This is a genomic window from Streptomyces sp. NPDC005574 (genome assembly GCF_040605435.1).
Taxonomy (GTDB): Bacteria; Actinomycetota; Actinomycetes; order Streptomycetales; family Streptomycetaceae; genus Streptomyces.
Map to the genome: position 1 here is coordinate 19505 of NZ_JBEXCW010000035.1, position 19590 is coordinate 39094.

Sequence of the window (19590 nt, forward strand, 5' to 3'; positions counted from 1 at the left end):
GCCATGGATCTCGACCCCTCGGACCGTCACCCCTCGGATGGCCATCACCCCTCGGGCGGCCATCACCCCTCGGACGGCCTGCGCAGGCGCGGCCTGCTCGCCCTCGCCGCGGCCACCGGTGCCCTCACCGCCCTGCCCGCCTTCACCGCGTCGGCCGCGCCCCGGCGACCGGCCGGCCCGCCCGCCCCCGCGGCCGGTTCACGCGACCGGCTGTGGTGGCAGGCTCCCGCCGACGACCACTCGATGATCGAACAGGGGCTGCCCGTCGGCAACGGCCGGCTCGGCGCCCTCGCGAGCAACGACCCCGGCCGTGAGCTCCTGCTGCTCACCGACGCCACGATGTGGACCGGCGGCCTCAACGACACACTCGACGCCGACGGCCAATTCCCGTACAGTCGCGCCGACTTCGGCTCGTTCACGCTGCTCGGCCGGCTCACCGTGGACATCCCCGACCACGACCTGTCCGCCGTCTCCGGCTACCGCCGCACCCTCGACCTCGCCCAGGGCGTGGTGAGCACGTCCTACGTCCGCTCCGGCATCACCTACCGGCGCAGCGTCTTCGCCAGCCGCCCCGACGACGTGATCGTCCTGCACTTCACCCAGAGCGGCGGCGGCCACTACACCGGCACCGTCGCCCTGGAGGGCACCCACGGCGAAACCACCTCCGGTCGGCTGTCGTTCGGCGGCGCCTTCCCCAACGGCCTGAAGTACGGGGCAGCCGTCGCCGCGTACGGCACCGGCGGCAGCGTCACCGTCCGCGGCTCGCACGTCGCCTTCACCGGATGCCGGGACCTCACCGTGGTGGTGAGTGGGGGCACCAACTACGCGCCGGACGCGGCCAAGCACTACCGCGACCCGGCCCTGGACCCCCAGCGCCTGGCCCGCACCAAGGTCCGCGACGCCGCCGCCCACGCGGCGGACACCCTGCTGCGTACGCACGTCGCCGATCACAGCGCCCTGTACCGGCAGTTCGACATCTCCCTCGGCACCTCGTCCGCCGACCAGCGCTCCCTGGACACCTGGGAGCGACTGAACGCACGGGCCCGGGACGGCGAACCCGACCCCGAACTGGAGGCCGCGCACGTCCAGTTCGGCCGCTACCTGATGATCGCCGGATCCCGTGGCAGCCTCCCGCTGAACCTCCAGGGACTGTGGCTCGACGGCAACGACCCGGACTGGATGGGCGACTACCACACCGACATCAACCTCCAGATGAACTACTGGATGGCCGACCGGGCCGGGCTGTCCACCTGCTTCGACGCGCTCACCGACTACTGCCTCGCCCAGCTCCCGTCCTGGACCGCGCTCACCCGCGCCCACTTCAACGACCCGCGCAACCGCTACCGCAACTCCACCGGGAAGATCGCCGGCTGGACCGTCGCCATCTCCACCAACCCCTGGGGCGGAGGCGGCTGGTGGTGGCATCCCGCCGGCAACGCCTGGCTGTGCGCCAGTCTGTGGGAGCACTACGAGTACACACAGTCGGCCGCCCACCTGGAGAAGATCTACCCGCTCCTCAAGGGTGCCTGCGAGTTCTGGGAGGCGCGGCTGCTCACCACGACCCTCCCCGGCACGTCGAAGGAGGTGCTCATCGCCGACAGCGACTGGTCACCCGAACACGGCCCCCTCGACGCCAAGGGCATCACCTACGCGCAGGAACTGGTGTGGGCGCTGTTCGGCAGCTACTGCACCGCGTCCGCCCGGCTGAAGCGGGACACCGGCCACGCGGAGACGATCGCCGGCCTGCGCAAGCGGCTGTACCTGCCTCAGGTGAGCCCGAAGACCGGCTGGCTGGAGGAGTGGATGTCGCCGGACAACCTCGGCGAGACCACCCACCGGCACCTGTCCCCGCTGGTCGGGCTGTTCCCCGGCGACCGCATCCGCCCCGACGGCTCCACCCCGAAGGAGATCGTCGAGGGCGCCACCGCCCTGCTCACCGCGCGCGGCACGGAGAGCTTCGGCTGGGCCAACGCCTGGCGGAGCCTGTGCTGGGCCCGCCTCAAGAACGCCGAGAACGCCTACCGGCTGGTCGTCAGGAATCTGCGCCCCTCGGCCGGCGGCAGCAACGGCACGGCACCCAACCTCTTCGACATCTACGAGGTGGACGAGGGCCGCGGCATCTTCCAGATCGACGCCAACTTCGGCACCCCGGCCGCGGTGGTCGAGATGCTCGTGTACTCCCGCCCGGGCCACCTGGAACTCCTGCCCGCCCTCCCCGACGCCTGGTCGGCGGCGGGCTCGGTCAGCGGCGTCGGCGTACGCGGCGGCTTCGTCCTGGACCTGCGCTGGAAGGACGGGAAACCGACCGGGATACGGCTGCGCAGCGTGGGCGGCCGGACCACCACCGTCGCCCACGGACACACCTCCCGCACGGTGACCCTGCGGCCCGGCGCGTCCGTCACCCTGAAGGGCCTCGACCGGTGACCGGCGGCTGGGCACGCGCCTGCCGGCTGCTGGTCGTCGTCCTTACGGCGGCCGTCCTCCAGACCGCCCCCGCGCCGGCCGCGGAGGGCCCGCCGGACGGTGTCCTCACCTGGAGCGCGAGCGCGGACCGCCTGGGCGACGGCGTCGCCGACCGCGGCTACCGCATGATCGTGCGCACCAGCGTCGGCGGCAGCGACCTGCGGATCCAGCTCTCCAACGTCTTCGGCGACCGGCCCGTGACGTTCGACAGCGTCTACGCCGGTCTCCGGCAGGACGGCGCCGCTCTCGTCCCCGGCAGCAACCGGCGGCTGACCTTCCACGGCGGGCGCTCGGTGACCGTCCCGGCCGGCACGACGGTCCTCAGCGACCCGCTGACCGGACGGCTGGCCGCGGCGGCCGACCTGGTCGTCAGCATCCACTCACCCGACGCGGCGGGCCCGGCCACCGGACACGGCATGGCCATGCAGACGTCGTACACGACACAGGGCGACCACACCGCGGAGGAGGACGGTGCCCACTGGACCCAGGCCGTCGGCTCCTGGTTCTACCTGGACGCCGTCTCCGTCCGGGCCGGCGCGCGCACCGGCGCCGTCGTCGCGCTCGGCGACTCCATCACGGACGGCTGGCAGTCCAGCGGCGACCTGAACCGCCGCTGGCCCGACTATCTGGCCCGCCGGCTGCGCACGGCGGGGGGCACGACGGTCAGGGGTGTGGGCAACGAGGGGATCTCCGGCAACAAGGTCCTCGCGGACGGCGCGGGCCGCGGCGCCCTGCACCGCCTCGACCAGGACGTCCTGTCCCAGCCGGGCGTGCGCACCGTGTTCCTCTTCGAGGGCGTCAACGACATCAAGGCCCACACCGGTGTCACCGCCCAGGACCTGATCGCCGGCTACCGGGAGATCGTCGAACGGGCGCACGCGGCCGGCAAGTGCGTGGTCGGCGCGACCGTCGGTCCCTTCAGGGGCTGGTCGGAGTGGGACCCGGCCGCCGAGGCGGTGCGCCGGGACGTCAACGCGTTCGTCAGGGACGGCGGGGAGTTCGACGCCGTCACCGACTTCGACCACGTCCTGCGCAGCCCCTACGACCCCGAACGGATCCTGCCCGTCTTCGACGGCGGCGACCATCTGCACCCCAACGACAAGGGGATGCAGGCCATGGCCGACGCCGTCGACCTCACGAGCCTCGACTGCGGCGGACGCCGCTGACCGGACGGGCGCCCCGGCGGCCGGTCCGGCGACGGGCCGGCGTCACGGGGAGGTCGTCCTCTCCGGCGCGACCAGCCCGTCCCGGTGGGCGATCGCGGCCGCCTCCGTGCGGCTCGCGGCGCCCAGCTTGGCGAGGATGTTCGAGACGTGCACGCTCGCCGTCTTGCCGCTGATGAACAGCTCCTCGCCGATCTGCCGGTTGCTGCGGCCCCGCGCGAGGAGCCGCAGCACGTCCTGCTCGCGGGCGGTGAGCGCCGGAGCGCGGTCCCCGGCGGGTGGGCCGGGCCGCGTCAGGCGGCCCCGGCGGATCAGGGCGTCGGCCCGCTCCAGCAGGGGAGTGGCACCCAGCCGGACCGCCGTCTCCCGGGCCGCGCCCGCCTCGGCGGCCGCCTCCGTGCGCCGCTCGGCCGTCAACAGGGCCTCGGCGAACCGCAGTCGGCAGCGCGCCCGCTCGTAGTCCTCGCCGTAGTCGAAGGCGGCGACGGCCCCGGCCCAGACCTCCGGGTCCGGCCCGGACAGCGCCCGCGTCCACTCCGCCTCCGCACGCGCCAGCCACGCCTGCCCCTCCGGACCCTGCGCATTGCCGTCGCCGCCGCGCGAGGCGACGGCCCGCGCGGACGTCACCAGTTCGGTCGCCGTCTCCGCCCAGCGGCGGGCCCCCGGCTCGTCACCCCCCAGGCGCAGGTCGGCGGCCCGGTCGGCGACCGCGGACAGGGCCAGGGCGGCGAGCCGGACCGTGACGTCGGGCGGACGGCCGGCGTCGTCGGTGAGGGCGGCGACGGTCGACCGCATCCGCTCCACGGCCGCCTCCGCGTCCCCCCGCAGCGCCGCGTCGTCGGTCAGGACGATGCCCGAGACCAGCGTCCCCATCCAGTCGAACCGGCCCTCCAGCAGCGTGCGGGCGCGGTCCACGACGGTGCCGTCACCGCGCGCCGACGCGACGTACAGCGCTGGCCCGGCCGTGTATCCGGCCGCCGCGGGCAGCACCTCGGCGTCGTCGGCGGCGGCGCGCAGGCACTCGTCCCAGCGGCCCAGCGTGTACAGCACCAGCAGCCGCAGATACCGCATCTCCAGCGGGTACGGCGAGGACAGCAGCCCGGCGCGGCGGGCCCGGTCCAGCCCCTCGGTCAGCCAGGGCAGACAGGCGTCGAGGTCACCGGACTCGAAGCAGCCGATCGCGATGCTGAACAGGGCGCGCATCTCCACCGGCGCGTTGCCCGAACGGCGGGCCAGTTCCCTGGCCTCCCGCAGCCGCCGGAGGCCCTCCGGGGTGCGGCGGCCGCCCTCCTCGATCCGGGCCAGCGAGATGAGCAGATCCGCCTGCGCGTCCGTGAGCCGCAGCCGCTCGGCGACGACCAGGGCCTGCCGGGCCACCCGCAGCGCGGTCTCGTCGTCACCGACCTGGCGCGCCGCCAGGACGTGCGTGGCCGCGGCCCACACCCAGGTCCGCGACGGAGGCTCGGCGGGGATCATGGCGAGCGCCTCGCTGCTGTAGGCGAACGCCGCCGTCTGGCTGTCTACGCTCATCAGGTTCCCGGCGAGCGTGTAACGGACCCGGGCGGCGAGTTCGGAGTCGGTGTCGCGGCCGATGCCGGCGAGCGCGGAACGGGTCAGGGACACCGCCCGGTGCGCCTCACCGGCGTGCGCGGCGGCGGCCGAGGCCCGCAGGGTGAGCGTCACGCTGTCGGCGCCCGCGGGCCGCGCGGCCGGTTCCACCGCCGACCACAGGTCGAGGGCCGTCTCCAGGTGGCGCAGCTCCTCGGCGGGCGCGCCCACCCCCTGGGCGTGGTCGGCGGCCTCCAGGGAGGCGGCCAGCGCCTCGGTCAGGTCGTGGCTCTCGCGGTAGTGGTGGGCGCGCTCCGCCGCGCTCTCCGCCGGGTGGCCGCGGCCGGCGAGCAGCCGGGCGAACGCGCCGTGCAGCCGGGCCCGTTCGCCCGGGAGCAGGTCGGCGTACACCGCCTCGCGGGCCAGGGCGTGGCGGAAGGAGTAGGTGTCCGAGCCGCCCGGCACCAGCAGTTGGCGGCCCAGCGCCTCGCGCAGCGCCGCCTCCAGCTCCTCCTCGGGCAGGCCGACGGCGTCCCGCAGCAGGTCGTGCTCGACACGGCGCCCGGCGACGGCCGCCGTGCGCAGCACCTGCTGGGCGGTGTCGGACAGCTGCTCGAAGCGGATCAGCAGGACGTCGGCCAGGCCGCTGGGCACCCCGCCCGCCTCCGGGTCGGTCGCCGCGAGCAGTTCCTCGGCGTAGAAGGCGTTGCCCTCGGCGCGCTCGACGATCCGCCGGACCGTGGTGTCCGGCAGCGGGCGGTCCTCGAGGGCGCGCACCAGCCGGGTCACCTCGGCGTCGGCCATCGGGCGCAGTTCCAGCCGTTCGACGGCGGGCAGCCGCACCAGCTCGGCCAGCAGCGGTCGCAGCGGGTGCCGGCGGTGCAGGTCGTCCGCGCGGTAGGACGCCAGCACCGCGAGCCGGTGAGTGGGCGCGCCACCCGCCGACCGCTGGAGGATGCCCCGGCTGAGCAGGAAGCGCAGCAGGTCGCGGGAGGACTGGTCGGCCCAGTGCAGGTCCTCCAGGACGAGCAGCAGCGGCGCGACGTCCGCCAGGCCGGCCAGCAGTCCGGCCATGCCCTCGAACAGCCTGAGCCGTCCGCCCACGTCCCGGGCGGTGTCGGTGCCCGCGCCCAGCAGCCGGTCCACCACCGGGTGCGCGGCGAGGGCGTCCGTGAACCGGTCGTCGGCGGCGAGCACACCGAGGATCTCGGTGAACGGCAGGTACGGCAGACCGACGTCACCGAGGTCGACGCAGTGCCCGGTGAGCACGGTCATGCCCGCCCGCGCTGCCCGTCCGGCGACCTCGTCGAGCATCCGGGTCTTGCCGACGCCGGCGTCCCCGGCGAGCAGGACGGCGCGGGCCTCACCGGCCCGGGCACGCTCCAGCACACCGGCGAGGTGGGCGAGTTCGTCCCGCCGGCCGATGAGCGGAGTGGTGAACGGGATCTGCGACACGGGGTCATCCTGGCACGCGGGAGCGGCAACGGGCCCGTGACCTGGGCCCGTTGCCGGGCGGCTCAGTGCAGGGACCGCGTCCAGTCCGCCGGTACCCGCCCGGCGGGGCCGGGCGCCGGCTGGTCCTCGGGGTGGCTGACGGGCGGGGCGAGGTCGGGGCCGGACTCGTACATCTCGTTGGCGGAGTAGTCCCAGAACCAGTCCTCGCCCGGCTCGAAGCTGGAGACCACCGGGTGGCCGGTGGCCTTGAAGTGGGCGGTGGCGTGCTGGGAGGGGGAGGAGTCGCAGCAGCCGACGTGACCGCAGGCCGCGCAGCGCCGCAGGTGGAACCACCACCCGCCGGCCGCGTCGCAGTCGAGGCAGCCTGCGCCGCTCGGCGGGACGGTGGGGTCGATGGCGGTCTCGCTGGTCATGCGGGCTCCTCTGGCGTGTCGCTCTCGGCTGCGGTGAGGGGAAGAAGGACCTGGAAACGGGTGTCGCCCGGCTCGGACTCGACCTGGAGGCTGCCGTGGTGCTTGTTGACGACGATCCGCCAGGAGATGTCCAGGCCCAGCCCGGTGCCCTCGCCCACCGGTTTGGTCGTGAAGAAGGGGTCGAAGATCCGGCCGCGGATCTCCGCGGGCACCCCGGGTCCGGTGTCGCGGAACTCGACCAGCAACTGCTCGCCGACCAGCGCCGTCCGCACGGTCAACGTGCCCTCGCCGCCGCTGCTGTTGATGGCGGAGACGGCGTTGTCGATCAGGTTGGTCCACACCTGGTTGAGCTCCGCCGGGTAGGCCGGGATCTTCGGCAGCGTACGGTCGTAGTCCTTGACGACCTTGATCTGCCGGCCGGTCTTCCCCGAGAGCATCAGCAGGGTGCTGTCGAGGAGTTCGTGGACGTCGGCGTGCCGGAAGGGCGCCCGGTCGAGCTGGGAGTACTGCTTGGCGGCGTCGACGAGGTGCGAGATGCGGGTGGTGGAGTCCTCGATCTCGTCCATCAACAGCTCGGTCTCGACGGTGTAGTTGAGCCAGCCGATCGCGCTCGGGAGGATCTCCGGGTCCACGGCCGCAGCGACCTGGTCCAGCCAGTCCAGGTCGAGCCCGGCCTGGACGAAGGTGGGGGCGATCCGCCAGCCCTCGGGGATGTCGTGGTCCTCCAGCCAGTCGCCGACCGCGTCCTCCCGGTCCGAGGCCTCCAGCGGGGTCAGCACCGGCGCCTTCGCCACGCGTTCGGCGGTGCGTTCCTGGATCTCGATCAGGTTGGCCAGCACCTCCCGCGGGAAGGGGCCGGAGGAGATGACGGCGAGCTTGTGCCGCATCTTGCCCACCCGCTCGCGCAGGGTGGCGGTGGCCCGGACGGCGGCCGCCGCGGGGTTGTTCAGCTCGTGCGTGAGTCCGGCCGACAACGAGCCCAGCGCCAGCAGCCGTTCGCGCTGCCCGACGGCCCGCTGGGTGCTCTTCGAACCGAAGAAGAGCCCCTCCAGCAGATGCACCGCCATCGGGAACCACTCCCGCATGATGTTCGCGAAGACGTCCGAGGGCAGCACGAAGAACCGGGTGGGTTCCGTGACCCGCATCGAGTTGTTGTAGACCTGCATCACCCGGTCGCCCAGGTACGCCTGCATGGCGCCGGAGTACACGCCGCTCTGGGAGGTCCGGGAGACCTCCACGTCGTCTGCGCCGACCCGGCGGGACAGCACGACCGTGCCCTCGATCATGACGTAGAAGCAGGTCGCCGGCTCACCCTCGGTGTAGACCGGTCCGGGCTCGAACAGCTCCACCCGCCCCTCGCCGCACAGCCGCCCGAGCTGCTCGGGGGACAGCTTCTCGAACAGGAACAGCGCCCCGATCTCCTGGGGGCTGCACGGTACGCACTCGCCGCTCACGACTGCTCCAGGTAACGGTGGACGAGCATCACGGCCATGGCTCCCTCTCCGACGGCGGACGCGACCCGCTTGGCGGACTCCGCGCGGGCGTCTCCCGCGACGAACACGCCGGGAATGTTCGTCTCCAGGTGGTAGGGCGGCCGGTCCAGCTCCCAGTCCTCGGGCGGCCGTCCGTCGGGGGTGAGGTCCGGCCCGGCCAGGATGAACCCGTTGGCGTCGCGCAGCACCGTGCCGTCGAGCCAGTCGGTCAGCGGGGCCGCGCCGATGAACACGAACAGCCACTGCGCGTCGACGAGTTCGCTCTGCCCGCTCTCCACGTCGCGCAGGGTCAGCTGCTCCAGGTGGTCGGGCCCGTGCACGGCGTCCACCACGGTGCCGCAGCGCACGGTGATGTTGGGCGCCTCGTTGATCTGCTGGATCAGGTAGTACGACATCGACGCGGTCAGCGAGGGCCCGCGCACCAGAAGGGTCACCGACTTGGCGCCCCTGGCCAGGTACATCGCCGCCTGTCCCGCGGAGTTGGCGCCGCCGACGATGTACACGTCGTGGCCCTGGCAGGACGCCGCCTCGGTGAGTGCCGAGCCGTAGTAGACCCCGCAGCCCGACAGATCGTCCGCGCCGGGCGCGTCCAGCTGCCGGTAGGACACGCCGGTCGCCAGGATCACGCTGTGTGCGGCGATCGCCGAGCCGTCGGAGAAGCGCACGGTCCGGGCGGCCCCGTTGGCCTCCAGGCCCGTCACCTCGCGCGCGGTGAGGACCTCGGCGCCGAACTTGCCGGCCTGGCGCCGGGCCCGGTCGGTGAGCTGCGCGCCGGAGACGCCGTCCGGGAAGCCGAGGTAGTTCTCGATCCGCGAGCTCTGGCCCGCCTGCCCGCCCGTCGCCGACCGCTCCACGAGCACGGTCCGCAGTCCCTCGGAGGCCCCGTACACGGCGGCGCCGAGTCCCGCCGGGCCGCCGCCGATGACCACGAGGTCGTAGAAGTCGGCCGTCGGTGTCGTCGCCAGACCCACCCGGGCGGCCAGCTCGGGCGCCTCCGGCTCCAGCAGGGGCGTGCCGTCCGGGGTGACCACCAGCGGCAGCCGCTGCCCGTCGGCGCCGGCGGCCGCCAGCAGCCGCCGGCCCTCCGGTTCGTCGGCCGAGTACCAGCGGTAGGGCACCTGGTTGCGGGCCAGGAACTCCCGTACGTCCGAGGACCGGGCCGACCAGCGGTGCCCGACGACCTTGGTGCTGGGCACCGCCCGCTGGTCACTGCACCGCCAGGCCTCCAGCAGGTCGTCCAGGACCGGGTAGAGCTTCTCCTCCGGCGGATCCCAGGGCTTGAGCAGGTAGTGGTCGAGGTCGACCACGTTGATCGCGTCGATCGCCGCGTTCGTGTCCGCGTAGGCGGTGAGCAGGACCCGACGGGCGCCCGGGTACACGTCCAGGGCCTGTTCGAGGAACTCGATGCCGTTCATCTGGGGCATCCGGTAGTCGGCGAGGAGCACCGCCACCTGGTCGCCGCGCAGCTTCAGCTCGCGCAGCGCGTCCAGCGCGGACTCGCCGGACTCCGCGCGCACGATGCGGTACGACTCGCCGTAGCGCCGCCGCAGGTCCCGGGCGACGGCGCGGGAGACTCCCGGGTCGTCGTCCACCGTCATGATGACGGTCCGCGCTGCGTCCGCGGCCTGTGCCATACGTCTCCACCCCGAGCGGTCGGATGCGCGGCGCGGTGTGTCCCCGTCCCCGCCGCGCTGGTTCCCGCCCATCGTATGTTCGATCGCCGCGAACCGCTCGGACATACCCCGCGGCCTGCCCGGGGCTCAGGCGCGGCGCGGCCCGAGGACGCAGAACTCGTTGCCCTCGGGGTCGGTGAGCACCACCCAGGGCTGCTCGCCCTGGCCGATGTCGGCCCGGCGGGCGCCGAGGCCGAGCAGCCGGGCGACCTCCGCCTCCTGGTCGAGCGGCCGGAAGTCGAGGTGCAGGCGGTTCTTGCCGGACTTCGCCTCCGGGACGGGCACGAACAGCAGGCCCGGCAGCCGGTCCGGCGCGGGACGGATCTCGAACTCGTCGGGGAGGTCGCCCACCACCACCCACCCGAGCGCCTCGGCCCACCAGCGCCCCAGGGCACCGGGATCGGCCGCGTCCACGACGAGCTGCTCCCACTCAAGAGTCATGTCACCAGCGTAGTGAAGACTGGTCCCGCACCGAGTGATCGCTACACAGGGAGGGCACCGCATGACGCGCCGGATCACGGCAGGGGTCGACGGAACCGAGGAGAGCCTGGCCGCGCTGGCCTGGGCGGCCAGGGAGGCGGTCCGCCGCGGGCTCGCCCTGCGCGTGGTGCACGCCTGGCAGTTCGAGCCGTACGAGGCGATCGGCGCCGCGGATCCGGCCACGGAGGCCGGCTGGGTGCGGGAGACGCTCGCCGGGGCCGCGAGGACCGTCACCGGTCACCACCCCGGGCTGGACGTCTCCACCGAGGTCGTCGAGGGTGCTCCCGTCGAGGCGCTGGTCGACGCGGCCGCGGGGTCCGAGGTGCTGGTGCTCGGCTCGCGCGGCCACGGACCGGTCGTCGGCTTCCTGCTGGGTTCCGTGGGACAGCAGGTGATCGCCGAGGCGGCCCGGCCCGTCGTCCTGGTGCGCGCCGGGGACGACCCCGCCGCGGAGGCGGGCGGCCGGGAGATCGTCGTCGGCCAGCAGGGCGAGCCCGAGGACAGCGCCGAGGCCCTGCGGTTCGCCTTCGAGACGGCCGCCGCCCGCGGCGCGACCGTCCGGGCGGTGCGCGCCTGGACCCTGCCCCCGGTGTTCGCCTACAGCCCGGGCTCGCTCAAGCTCCTCGACGAGGCCGGCGGTCTGGAGCCGTACGAGAAGAAGGCGCTGGACGCGGCGCTGCGGCCGTGGCGGGAGCGCTTCCCGGACGTCGCGGTGGTCGAGCACGTGGAGATGGGCAGCGCCGGGCAGGTCCTGCTGTCGCTGGCCGGACGGGCCCAGCTGATGGTCGTCGGCCGGCGCGCCCACCGCACCGCGGTCGGGGCGCGGATCGGTTCGGTGGCGCACGGCGTGCTGCACCACGCGGGCTGCCCGGTCGCCGTGGTCCCGCACGGCTGAGCCGCCGCCGCGCGAGCGGGTCACTCCGGCGTCGTGGGCACCAGCGTCTCGCGCGCCTTGGGCAGGATGGTGCGCACGTAGTCCTCGACGACCGCGTCGAGCGCGATGTCGTGCTGGGCCCGCTCCGACAGGTACCAGCGGTGCTCCAGGAGCTCGTGGTAGATCTCCGCGGAGTCCATGGAGCCGCGCAGCTCCCGCGGCACGGCGCGCACGGTGGGCCGGAACACGTCCCGCACCCACCGGTGGGCCAGCACCTCCGGGCGGGCGGCGAGGGGGTCGCCCGGGGCGTAGTCGTCCTGGGTGGCCATCCAGCTCTCCAGGTCGTTCAGCAGCCGCCGGGCCTGGTTCTCCTCGGTGTCCAGGCCGGTCAGCCGCAGCAGCTGGCGCTGGTGGTGGCCCGCGTCGACGACCTTCGGCACGAAGGTGACGGTGTCGCCGTTGGGGGAGTGCTCGATCTGCATCTCGGCGACGTCGAAACCCAGCTCGTTCAGGCGCCGGATGCGGCGTTCGATGTAGTGGTACTTGCCGGCCGGGTAGACGGAGACCCGGGTCAGCTCCTCCCACAGGGCCCCGTAGCGGGCGCAGATCTCCATGCCGAACTCGATCGGGTCCACCGAGGGGTGCAGCGCCCCGGAGGCCTCCAGGTCGAGCAGCTCGCCGCTGATGTTCACCCGGGCGAGATCGAGGTCGTACTCCCGCTGCCCGGTGCTCAGCTGCGGGTGCAGGTCGCCGGTCTCGGCGTCCACGAGATAGGCCGCGTAGGCGCCCGCGTCCCGCCGGAAGAGGGTGTTGGACAGCGAGCAGTCGCCCCACGCGAACCCGGCCAGGTGCAGCCGGACCAGGAGCACGGCGAGCGCGTCCATCAGCCGGTGCATGGTCGCCGGGCGCATGGTCGTCTCGAACATCGAGCGGTAGGGCATCGAGCCGCCGAGGTGCCGGGTGATCAGCACCGGCTCCAGCGGCTCGCCGTCGCCGTCGGCCCGGCCGGTGACCACGGCCAGCGGGTCGACGGAGGGGATGCCGAGGCGGTCCAGGTCGCGCAGCAGCTCGTACTCGCGCAGGGCGGGCCGCTCCGCGAGTTCCTTGACGGCGATCACCTCGTCCCCGGCGCGGGCGTAGCGCACCACGTGGCGGGAGATGCCGCGCGGCAGCGGGACGAGGTATTCCTCGGGCCACTCCTCCAGCGGCAGCTGCCAGGGCAGTTCGAGCAGGAGCGCCGGGTGCTCCGGGTTGGTCGCGTTGATCTGCAGGGCCATGGCCCGACCTTAGAGCCTGGGTCCGGCGCTCAGACCGCCCGCTCCCGCGCCAGGGCCGCTGCCTCCCGCACGGAGCCCCGGTGCACCGGCCCGTGCCCGGGCAGCATGATGTCGCCGGCCAGGTCCTCGAACGCCCGCAGCGAGTCCACGGCGCGTTCGCGCTCGTGGTGGAACATGTCGGGCAGCAGCTGCGGTCCCTTCAGCCGGGACGTGGGGTGTCCGCTGACCAGGGCGTCGCCCGAGATCACCACGCCGGTGCCGGGGAGGTGGAACGCGCAGTGCCCGTCGGTGTGACCGGGCGTGGGCACCGGTACGGGCCGGCCGGGCAGGTCGAGCGGGCCGGCCGAGGGGAGGGGCTCGGGGGCGGTCACCGGGACCTCGGTCGTGCCGCCCGAGCGGAGCGCGTGCACGGCCCACGGCAGGACGCCGGGCCGCCAGCCGTTCTTCACGACGGTGCCGATGGACACCTGGTGCAGGAAGTCGCGGCGGGCGTGCGGTACTTCTGCCTCGTGCAGGTAGACGGGGGTGCCGTAGGCGGCGCGCAGGTACTCGGCGGAGCCCAGGTGGTCGTTGTGGGCGTGGGTGACGAGCACCGCGGTGACCGCCTCGGGCGAACCGCCCACCGCGGTCAGGGAGGCGAGCAGCCGCTCCCGGTCGCCCGGGTAGCCGGTGTCGACCAGGGTCACGGCGTCGCCCTCGGTGAGGATCACCCAGTTGGTGTTGCTGCCGTGCACCAGATAGGTGCCGTCGGCGACCTGCCGCACGTCCGTCTGCATGTTCGTCCCCGAGTGGTGAGGTGCCTGCCCGACGGGCTCAGCAAAGCAGATCGGCGGCGACGCGACCGCGGCGGGTCCGCCCGGGCAGCGGGTGTGCGGGGTGGCGCGTGCCCGCCCCGCTGCCTCAGCGGACGCCGTGCGGGCGGAACTGGACGCTGATGCGCGGCCCGGCGGCGCGGCCGGACTTGGGGACGCAGTGCTCCCAGGTCCGCTGGCAGGAGCCGCCCATCACGATGAGGTCGCCGTGTCCGAGCGGGCGCCGGACCGTGTCGCCGCCGCCCACCGGCCGCAGCAGCAGGTCACGGGGTGCGCCGACCGAGAGGATCGCGACCATGGTGTCCCGGTGGGCGCCTCGCCCGATCCGGTCGCCGTGCCAGGCCACGCTGTCGCGGCCGTCGCGGTAGTAGCACAGCCCGGCCGTGGTGAACGGCTCGCCCAGCTCCCCGGCGTAGTGCGCCGACAGGGCCTCGCGGGCCTCGTCCAGCACGGGGTGCGGCAGCGGGTCGTCCGCGCCGTGGAACGAGAGCAGTCTCGGTACGTCGACCACGTGGTCGTACATGGTGCGGCGCTCGGCCCGCCACGGAACCTCGGCGGCCAGATGTTCGAACAGGGTGTCGGAGCCGCCGAGCCAGCCGGGCAGCACGTCGATCCAGGCGCCGCGGCCGAGCGTGGTCCGGTGCGTCCCGCGCAGGGAGCCCAGCCGCAGCTCGTCCGTCTGGTCGAAGAGGGAGCCCTGGAGGTGCCTGGTCATGGGACCAGCGTACTCCGTATTCGAAAATATGTTCCATCGATGTCGTGCGACGGGCGGGGGAAGCCGGTTTCGTTCCGCCCCTTTGGATACGTTGGTGTATCGGATACATTCACGTATCGAACGGAGGCGGCCGATGGCGGTGCACGACTCGACCCCGCGCGTGACCAGGCGCCGGGTCCAGACCCGCGCCAGACTGCTGGACGCCGCGTTCGAGGTGTTCGCGGCCAAGGGGTTCGGCCGCGTCTCCATCGAGGAGGTCTGCGAGGCCGCCGGCTACAGCAGAGGCGCCTTCTACTCCAACTTCGCCAGCCTGGACGAGCTGTTCTTCGCCCTCTACCGGGACCGGGCCGACCTGATCGCCCGGCAGGTGGCCGACGCGCTCGCCCTGGACGGCCCCGGACTGGACGTGCCGGCCGCCGTCGACCGCGTCACCGAGGTGCTCCTGCTCGACCTCGACTGGCTCCTGGTGAAGACGGACTTCCTGGTGCACGCGGCCCGCGACCCCGCCGTGGCGCAGACCCTGCTGGAGCACCGGGAGCGACTGCGGCAGGCGGTCGCCGACCGGCTCGCCCGGGCCCGCGGCCACACCGAACTGCCCGCCGTCCTCGGCGACGTCGACGGCGCCGCCCACGCGGTGGTCGCCGCGTACGACGGAGTCACCACCCAACTGCTGCTGGACAAGGACGTCGAGCGCGCTCGCGCCTGGCTCGGTCAGCTGCTCACCGCGCTGCTGACCGACGGCAGTCGCACCCCCGGATGAAGAAGGGAACGGTCGCCATGGATGCGGACGTCATCGTCGTCGGAGCCGGCCTCGCCGGCCTGGTCGCCGCGCACGAACTGACCAGCCGCGGCAGGAGGGTCGCGCTGGTGGACCAGGAGAACGCCGCCAACCTCGGCGGACAGGCGTTCTGGTCCTTCGGCGGGCTGTTCCTCGTCGACACCCCCGAACAGCGCCGCCTCGGCATCAAGGACTCCTTCGACCTGGCCTGGAACGACTGGCAGGGCAGCGCCGGGTTCGACCGGACCGACGACGAGGACGCGTGGGCGGTCCGCTGGGCGCGCGCCTACGTCGAGTTCGCGGCGGGGGAGAAGCGCTCATGGCTGGGCGGGCACGGCATCTCGTTCCTGCCCACGGTCGGCTGGGCCGAGCGCGGCGACCTGCGCGCCGACGGACACGGCAACTCCGTGCCCCGCTTCCACGTCGCCTGGGGCACCGGCACGGGCGTCGTGGAGCCGTTCGTCGGCTACGCCCGCCAGGCCGCGCGCGACGGGCTGCTCACCTTCCACCACCGCCACCAGGTCGACGAACTCGTCATCGAGGGCGGGACGGCGCGCGGGGTGCGCGGCACCCTGCTGGCCGAGGACGGCTCGGCGCGGGGCGTCTCCTCCAGCCGTGACCGGGTCGGCGACTTCGAGCTCACCGCGCAGGCCGTCGTCGTCACCACCGGAGGCATCGGCGCCAACCACGAGATCGTCCGTCGCCACTGGCCCGAACGGCTGGGCACCGCGCCCGCCGAGATGGTCACCGGCGTCCCGGCGTACGTCGACGGGCGGATGCTCGACATCAGCGCGGAGGCCGGTGTGCGGCTGGTCAACCGCGACCGCATGTGGCACTACACCGAGGGTCTGCAGAACTGGGACCCGATCTGGCCCGGCCACGGCATCCGCATCCTGCCCGGCCCGTCCTCCATGTGGTTCGACGCCCTGGGCCGCCGGCTGCCCGACCCCTGCCTGCCCGGCTACGACACGCTCGGCACCCTCAGACACCTGCGCACCACCGAGGACATCGCCGGCCACGACCACTCGTGGTTCATCCTCACCCAGAAGATCATCGAGAAGGAGTTCGCCCTCTCGGGCTCCGAGCAGAACCCGGACATCACCGCCAAGGACCGCGCCGGATTCCTCAGGGAGCGGGTGCTAGGCAAGGGCGCGCCGGGACCGGTCGACGCCTTCCTGCGCAAGGGCGCGGACTTCGTGACGGCCCCCGACCTGGAGCAACTCGTGGAGAAGATGAACGGGTTGACGGACAAGCCGCTCCTCGACGCGGCCGGGGTGCGCCGTCAGATCGAGGCCCGCGACCTCCAGATCACCAACGCCTACAGCAAGGACGCGCAGGTCCAGGGCATCCGCAACGCCCGCCGCTACATCGGCGACCGCCTCGGCCGGGTCGCCGCCCCGCACCGCATCCTCGACCCGGCGGCCGGCCCGCTGATCGGCGTCAGGCTGCACGTCCTGACCCGCAAGACGCTCGGCGGCATCCAGACCGACCTGGACTCCCGTGCCCTGGGCGCCGACGGGCAGGCGATCGAGGGCCTGTACGCGGCCGGTGAGGTGGCCGGGTTCGGCGGCGGCGGCGTGCACGGTTACAACGCGCTGGAGGGCACCTTCCTCGGCGGCTGTCTGTTCTCCGGCCGGGCGGCGGGCCGCGCCGCGGCCCGGCAGACCGCCTGAGCGAGCCGGGCGGCCCGTCTCCTCATGCCTGGAGGAGACGGGCCAGCACCGACGCGTGACTGTGCTCGGGTGTCCTGACCGAGGTCAGCAGCGTCACGGCACCCCGGTCCGCCGACGCGCGCAGCCGGTCCAGGAGTTCGGCGGCCTCGGGGCGGGCCAGCTCCGCCTCGTAGCGGCGGGTGAACTCCTCGTAGGACGCCTCGGCCGTGTGGTACCAGCGCCGCAGTTCGCTCGACGGCGTCAGGTCCTTGGGCCACTCGTCGACCCGCGCCGCGTCCTTCGACAGGCCGCGCGGCCACAGCCGGTCGACCAGGACCCGCACCCCGTCGCCGGGCTCGGGCGGTTCGTAGACGCGACGCACGCGCACACTCACGGGCAGGGGCCTTTCTGCGAGGTCCGGCGGTGTGCCGGGAGCGTACCGCCGGGGCCCGTGAGACGCCGGTGCACAGCGGGTCACACGGCGCGACTTGACCTGTTCGAGGGGGATTTCGAGCCGGGTGGCCCCTACGCTGGGGCGGTTGTCCACCCCCCCAAGACGCAGGAGCGCATGTGACGAAGGCCCTCAGACGTACCGCCGTCCTCCGCCGGGAGGCCGTGGTCGTGACCGTCCCCGTCGCCCTGGCGGCGCTGCTCGCGGCCGCCGGGCCCGCCGCGGCGGGCACCATCGGCGCGTCCGGTGCCGGTGACCCGTACTTCCCGCTCGCGGGCAACGGCGGGTACCACGTCGAGCACTACGACCTCACCCTCGGCTACGACCCGGCCGGCCGCCACCTCGACGGCAAGGCGGTCCTGACCGCGGTCGCCACCCGCGAACTGACCCGCTTCGACCTGGACTTCAAGGGGCTGAAGATCACCGGCCTCAAGGTCGGCCGCACCGAGGCCGCCTACCGGCGCTCCGGGCAGGAACTCGTCGTCACCCCGCGCCACACGCTGCGCAAGGGCCAGACGTTCAAGGTCACCGTCACCTACAAGGGCACCCCGAAGCCGGTCACCGACCCGGACGGCTCGGCCGACGGCTGGATCCCCACCGACGACGGGGCCTTCGTCGCCGGTGAGCCGCAGGGCGCGATGACCTGGTTCCCGGCGAACAACCACCCGCTGGACAAGTCGTCGTACGACTTCACCCTCACCGTGCCCAAGGGGCGCATCGCGGTCGCCAACGGCGTCTACCTCGGGTCGAGGACCGCGCACGGCGAAACGACGTTCCGCTGGCGCCAGCGGGAGCCCATGGCCGCCTACCTGGCCACCGCGACGGTCGGCAAGTTCAAGGTCGAGCGGTACACCACCGCCGACGGCATCCAGGTCTACAACGCCGTCGACCCGCGAGAGGCTGCCGCGGCCGCCCCCGTGCTGAAGAAGCTGCCCTCCGTCCTGAAGTGGGAGAGCAAGATCTTCGGGCCCTACCCGTTCCGCGCCGCCGGCTCGATCGTGGACAAGGCCCCGGACGTCGGGTACGCGCTGGAGACGCAGACGCGTCCCGTCTACGACTCGGCGCCCGACCTGAGCACCCTCGTCCACGAGAGCGCCCACCAGTGGTTCGGCGACTCCGTCTCGCTGACCTCCTGGAAGGACATCTGGCTCAACGAGGGCTTCGCGACCTACGCCGAGTGGCTCTACAGCGAGCAGCACGGCGGCGACAGCGCGCAGAAGTCCTTCGACGAGCTCTACGCGCGTCCGGCAGGTGACGACCTGTGGGCGTTCCCGCCCGGCAACCCGGGCAGCGGCGCCAACATCTTCGGCACGCCCGTGTACGCGCGCGGCGCGATGGCCCTGCACGAACTGCGCAAGGCCGTCGGCGACCAGGCGTTCCACCGCATCCTGCGGGCCTGGGCGACCGGTCACCGCGACGGCCACGGCACGACCGCGCAGTTCGTCCGCCTCGCCGAGCGGGAGTCGGGCCAGGACCTCGACAGCCTGTTCCACACCTGGCTGTACGTTGCGGGAAAGCCGAACACCCCGTAAAGACCTGACGAGTTCCTCACATGCGTCGGTCAAGGTCGACTCATGATCACACGCACACCCCGCGTCGCGCTGCTCGCCGCGTCCCTGCTCCTGACGGGATGCGGCGGCGGCGTCGTGGCGGCGACCGGCCACACGGACGCCCCCGCACCCGCGGTCACCCCCACACCCTCCTCCTCGCCGTCGGCGAGGATGTCCGCCGAGGCGGCCCCCGCGCGGCTGTCGGGCGTCGGCCCCAGGACGCTGGCCCTGATACCCGCCCGCACCCGCCAGGTCGTCCTGGTGACCGGCCGGGGCGCGAACTCCCCCCGGTCCACAGTCGCCTTGTACGAGCGCACCGGACAGGGCTGGCAGCCCGGCGCGAGCTGGCCCGCGCACAACGCCCTCAAGGGCTGGTCGGACCACCACACGGCCGGTGACCTGCGCTCACCGACCGGCGTGTACACCCTCACCGACGCCGGAGGGCTGCTGCGCGACCCGGGCACCCGGCTGACGTACGACCGGGGGACCGGCTTCAGCTCATCCGGCACCGGCTTCGAGGGCGAGCCGCTGGCCGGGTCCTTCGACTACGTGATCGCCATCAACTACAACCGGAAGCCGGGCACTTCGCCCCTCGACTGGACCCGCCCGCTCGGCGCGGGGCGCGGCGGCGGCATCTGGCTCCACGTCGACCACGGCGGCCCCACGCACGGCTGCGTGTCCCTGGCGGAGGCCCACATGAGGGAACTGCTGGTGAAGCTGGACCCGGCCCGGCATCCCGTCGTGGTCATGGGGGACGCCGCGTCCCTCGCCCGCTGAGAGCCTAGGATCCGCC

General features: G+C 73.5%; 16 protein-coding genes. 7 read left to right on the top strand and 9 right to left on the bottom strand.

Annotated elements, in window-relative coordinates; genetic code table 11:
- The first annotated feature begins 3 nt into the window (after nt 1-3).
- The gene (locus tag ABZT03_RS22630; protein ID WP_356041977.1) at nt 4-2424 is read left to right on the top strand and encodes a glycoside hydrolase N-terminal domain-containing protein; all 2421 of its coding nucleotides are present in this window, start codon (nt 4-6) and stop codon (nt 2422-2424) included.
- Nucleotides 2421-3629, top strand: coding sequence for an SGNH/GDSL hydrolase family protein (locus ABZT03_RS22635; protein WP_356041979.1), 1209 nt, complete (start codon nt 2421-2423; stop codon nt 3627-3629). Before ABZT03_RS22630 ends, ABZT03_RS22635 begins: the two co-directional genes overlap by 4 nt.
- 42 nt (nt 3630-3671) lie before the next feature.
- Here the strand turns inward: ABZT03_RS22635 and ABZT03_RS22640 are convergent, their stop codons facing one another.
- The 5 genes from ABZT03_RS22640 to ABZT03_RS22660 form a co-directional block, all read right to left on the bottom strand.
- The gene (locus tag ABZT03_RS22640) at nt 3672-6629 is read right to left on the bottom strand and encodes an AAA family ATPase (protein ID WP_356041981.1); all 2958 of its coding nucleotides are present in this window, start codon (nt 6627-6629) and stop codon (nt 3672-3674) included.
- A gap of 62 nt (nt 6630-6691) precedes the next feature.
- Entirely contained in the window at nt 6692-7042 is a 351-nt protein-coding gene (locus ABZT03_RS22645; RefSeq protein WP_356041982.1) for a UBP-type zinc finger domain-containing protein, read from the bottom strand.
- Nucleotides 7039-8496: an ATP-binding protein gene (locus ABZT03_RS22650; protein WP_356041984.1), complete on the bottom strand. Its 1458-nt coding sequence runs from the start codon at nt 8494-8496 to the stop codon at nt 7039-7041. The genes ABZT03_RS22645 and ABZT03_RS22650 overlap by 4 nt, the downstream gene beginning before the upstream one ends.
- On the bottom strand, nt 8493-10169 hold the full coding sequence (locus ABZT03_RS22655; RefSeq protein ID WP_356041985.1) for an FAD-dependent oxidoreductase: 1677 nt from the start codon (nt 10167-10169) through the stop codon (nt 8493-8495). Before ABZT03_RS22655 ends, ABZT03_RS22650 begins: the two co-directional genes overlap by 4 nt.
- A gap of 126 nt (nt 10170-10295) precedes the next feature.
- Nucleotides 10296-10649 carry a VOC family protein gene (locus ABZT03_RS22660; protein WP_356041986.1) on the bottom strand — a complete coding sequence of 118 codons (354 nt, stop codon included), beginning with the start codon at nt 10647-10649 and terminating at the stop codon, nt 10296-10298.
- Nucleotides 10650-10710: 61 nt separating this feature from the next.
- Between ABZT03_RS22660 and ABZT03_RS22665 the strand changes: the two genes are divergently transcribed.
- The gene (locus tag ABZT03_RS22665) at nt 10711-11583 is read left to right on the top strand and encodes a universal stress protein (RefSeq protein ID WP_356041987.1); all 873 of its coding nucleotides are present in this window, start codon (nt 10711-10713) and stop codon (nt 11581-11583) included.
- A 20-nt stretch (nt 11584-11603) separates the two neighbouring features.
- On the opposite strand, the gene ABZT03_RS22670 is transcribed toward ABZT03_RS22665, so the two are convergent.
- From ABZT03_RS22670 to ABZT03_RS22680, 3 genes are all read right to left on the bottom strand, one after another.
- Nucleotides 11604-12839 (bottom strand): DUF4032 domain-containing protein, encoded by a 1236-nt coding sequence (locus ABZT03_RS22670; protein ID WP_356041988.1) that lies wholly within the window; start codon nt 12837-12839, stop codon nt 11604-11606.
- A 29-nt stretch (nt 12840-12868) separates the two neighbouring features.
- Nucleotides 12869-13615, bottom strand: a complete 747-nt coding sequence (locus ABZT03_RS22675) for an MBL fold metallo-hydrolase (protein ID WP_356041989.1) — start codon at nt 13613-13615, stop codon at nt 12869-12871.
- 124 nt (nt 13616-13739) lie between these two features.
- The gene (locus ABZT03_RS22680; RefSeq protein WP_356041990.1) at nt 13740-14366 is read right to left on the bottom strand and encodes an alpha-ketoglutarate-dependent dioxygenase AlkB; all 627 of its coding nucleotides are present in this window, start codon (nt 14364-14366) and stop codon (nt 13740-13742) included.
- A gap of 133 nt (nt 14367-14499) precedes the next feature.
- Between ABZT03_RS22680 and ABZT03_RS22685 the strand changes: the two genes are divergently transcribed.
- Together ABZT03_RS22685 and ABZT03_RS22690 are read left to right on the top strand one after the other, a co-directional pair.
- Nucleotides 14500-15126 (top strand): TetR/AcrR family transcriptional regulator, encoded by a 627-nt coding sequence (locus ABZT03_RS22685; protein WP_356041993.1) that lies wholly within the window; start codon nt 14500-14502, stop codon nt 15124-15126.
- Between the two features lie 17 nt (nt 15127-15143).
- Entirely contained in the window at nt 15144-16817 is a 1674-nt protein-coding gene (locus ABZT03_RS22690; RefSeq protein ID WP_356041995.1) for an FAD-binding dehydrogenase, read from the top strand.
- A 22-nt stretch (nt 16818-16839) separates the two neighbouring features.
- On the opposite strand, the gene ABZT03_RS22695 is transcribed toward ABZT03_RS22690, so the two are convergent.
- The gene (locus ABZT03_RS22695) at nt 16840-17190 is read right to left on the bottom strand and encodes a DUF488 family protein (RefSeq protein ID WP_356041997.1); all 351 of its coding nucleotides are present in this window, start codon (nt 17188-17190) and stop codon (nt 16840-16842) included.
- Between the two features lie 176 nt (nt 17191-17366).
- On the opposite strand from ABZT03_RS22695, the gene ABZT03_RS22700 reads away from it, so the two are divergent.
- Together ABZT03_RS22700 and ABZT03_RS22705 are read left to right on the top strand one after the other, a co-directional pair.
- On the top strand, nt 17367-18779 hold the full coding sequence (locus ABZT03_RS22700; RefSeq protein WP_356041998.1) for a M1 family metallopeptidase: 1413 nt from the start codon (nt 17367-17369) through the stop codon (nt 18777-18779).
- A 42-nt stretch (nt 18780-18821) separates the two neighbouring features.
- Nucleotides 18822-19574, top strand: a complete 753-nt coding sequence (locus ABZT03_RS22705; RefSeq protein ID WP_356042000.1) for a L,D-transpeptidase family protein — start codon at nt 18822-18824, stop codon at nt 19572-19574.
- The last annotated feature ends 16 nt before the right edge of the window (nt 19575-19590 follow it).

What these genes read in the sequence shown, in the direction of transcription:
- ABZT03_RS22630 (WP_356041977.1), top strand. Translation starts at nt 4, where the DNA reads ATGGATCTCGACCCCTCGGACCGTCACCCCTCGGATGGCCATCACCCC.
- ABZT03_RS22645 (WP_356041982.1), bottom strand. Translation starts at nt 7,042, where the DNA reads ATGACCAGCGAGACCGCCATCGACCCCACCGTCCCGCCGAGCGGCGCA.
- ABZT03_RS22655 (WP_356041985.1), bottom strand. Translation starts at nt 10,169, where the DNA reads ATGGCACAGGCCGCGGACGCAGCGCGGACCGTCATCATGACGGTGGAC.
- ABZT03_RS22660 (WP_356041986.1), bottom strand. Translation starts at nt 10,649, where the DNA reads ATGACTCTTGAGTGGGAGCAGCTCGTCGTGGACGCGGCCGATCCCGGT.
- ABZT03_RS22665 (WP_356041987.1), top strand. Translation starts at nt 10,711, where the DNA reads ATGACGCGCCGGATCACGGCAGGGGTCGACGGAACCGAGGAGAGCCTG.
- ABZT03_RS22670 (WP_356041988.1), bottom strand. Translation starts at nt 12,839, where the DNA reads ATGGCCCTGCAGATCAACGCGACCAACCCGGAGCACCCGGCGCTCCTG.
- ABZT03_RS22675 (WP_356041989.1), bottom strand. Translation starts at nt 13,615, where the DNA reads ATGCAGACGGACGTGCGGCAGGTCGCCGACGGCACCTATCTGGTGCAC.
- ABZT03_RS22680 (WP_356041990.1), bottom strand. Translation starts at nt 14,366, where the DNA reads ATGACCAGGCACCTCCAGGGCTCCCTCTTCGACCAGACGGACGAGCTG.
- ABZT03_RS22685 (WP_356041993.1), top strand. Translation starts at nt 14,500, where the DNA reads ATGGCGGTGCACGACTCGACCCCGCGCGTGACCAGGCGCCGGGTCCAG.
- ABZT03_RS22690 (WP_356041995.1), top strand. Translation starts at nt 15,144, where the DNA reads ATGGATGCGGACGTCATCGTCGTCGGAGCCGGCCTCGCCGGCCTGGTC.
- ABZT03_RS22705 (WP_356042000.1), top strand. Translation starts at nt 18,822, where the DNA reads ATGATCACACGCACACCCCGCGTCGCGCTGCTCGCCGCGTCCCTGCTC.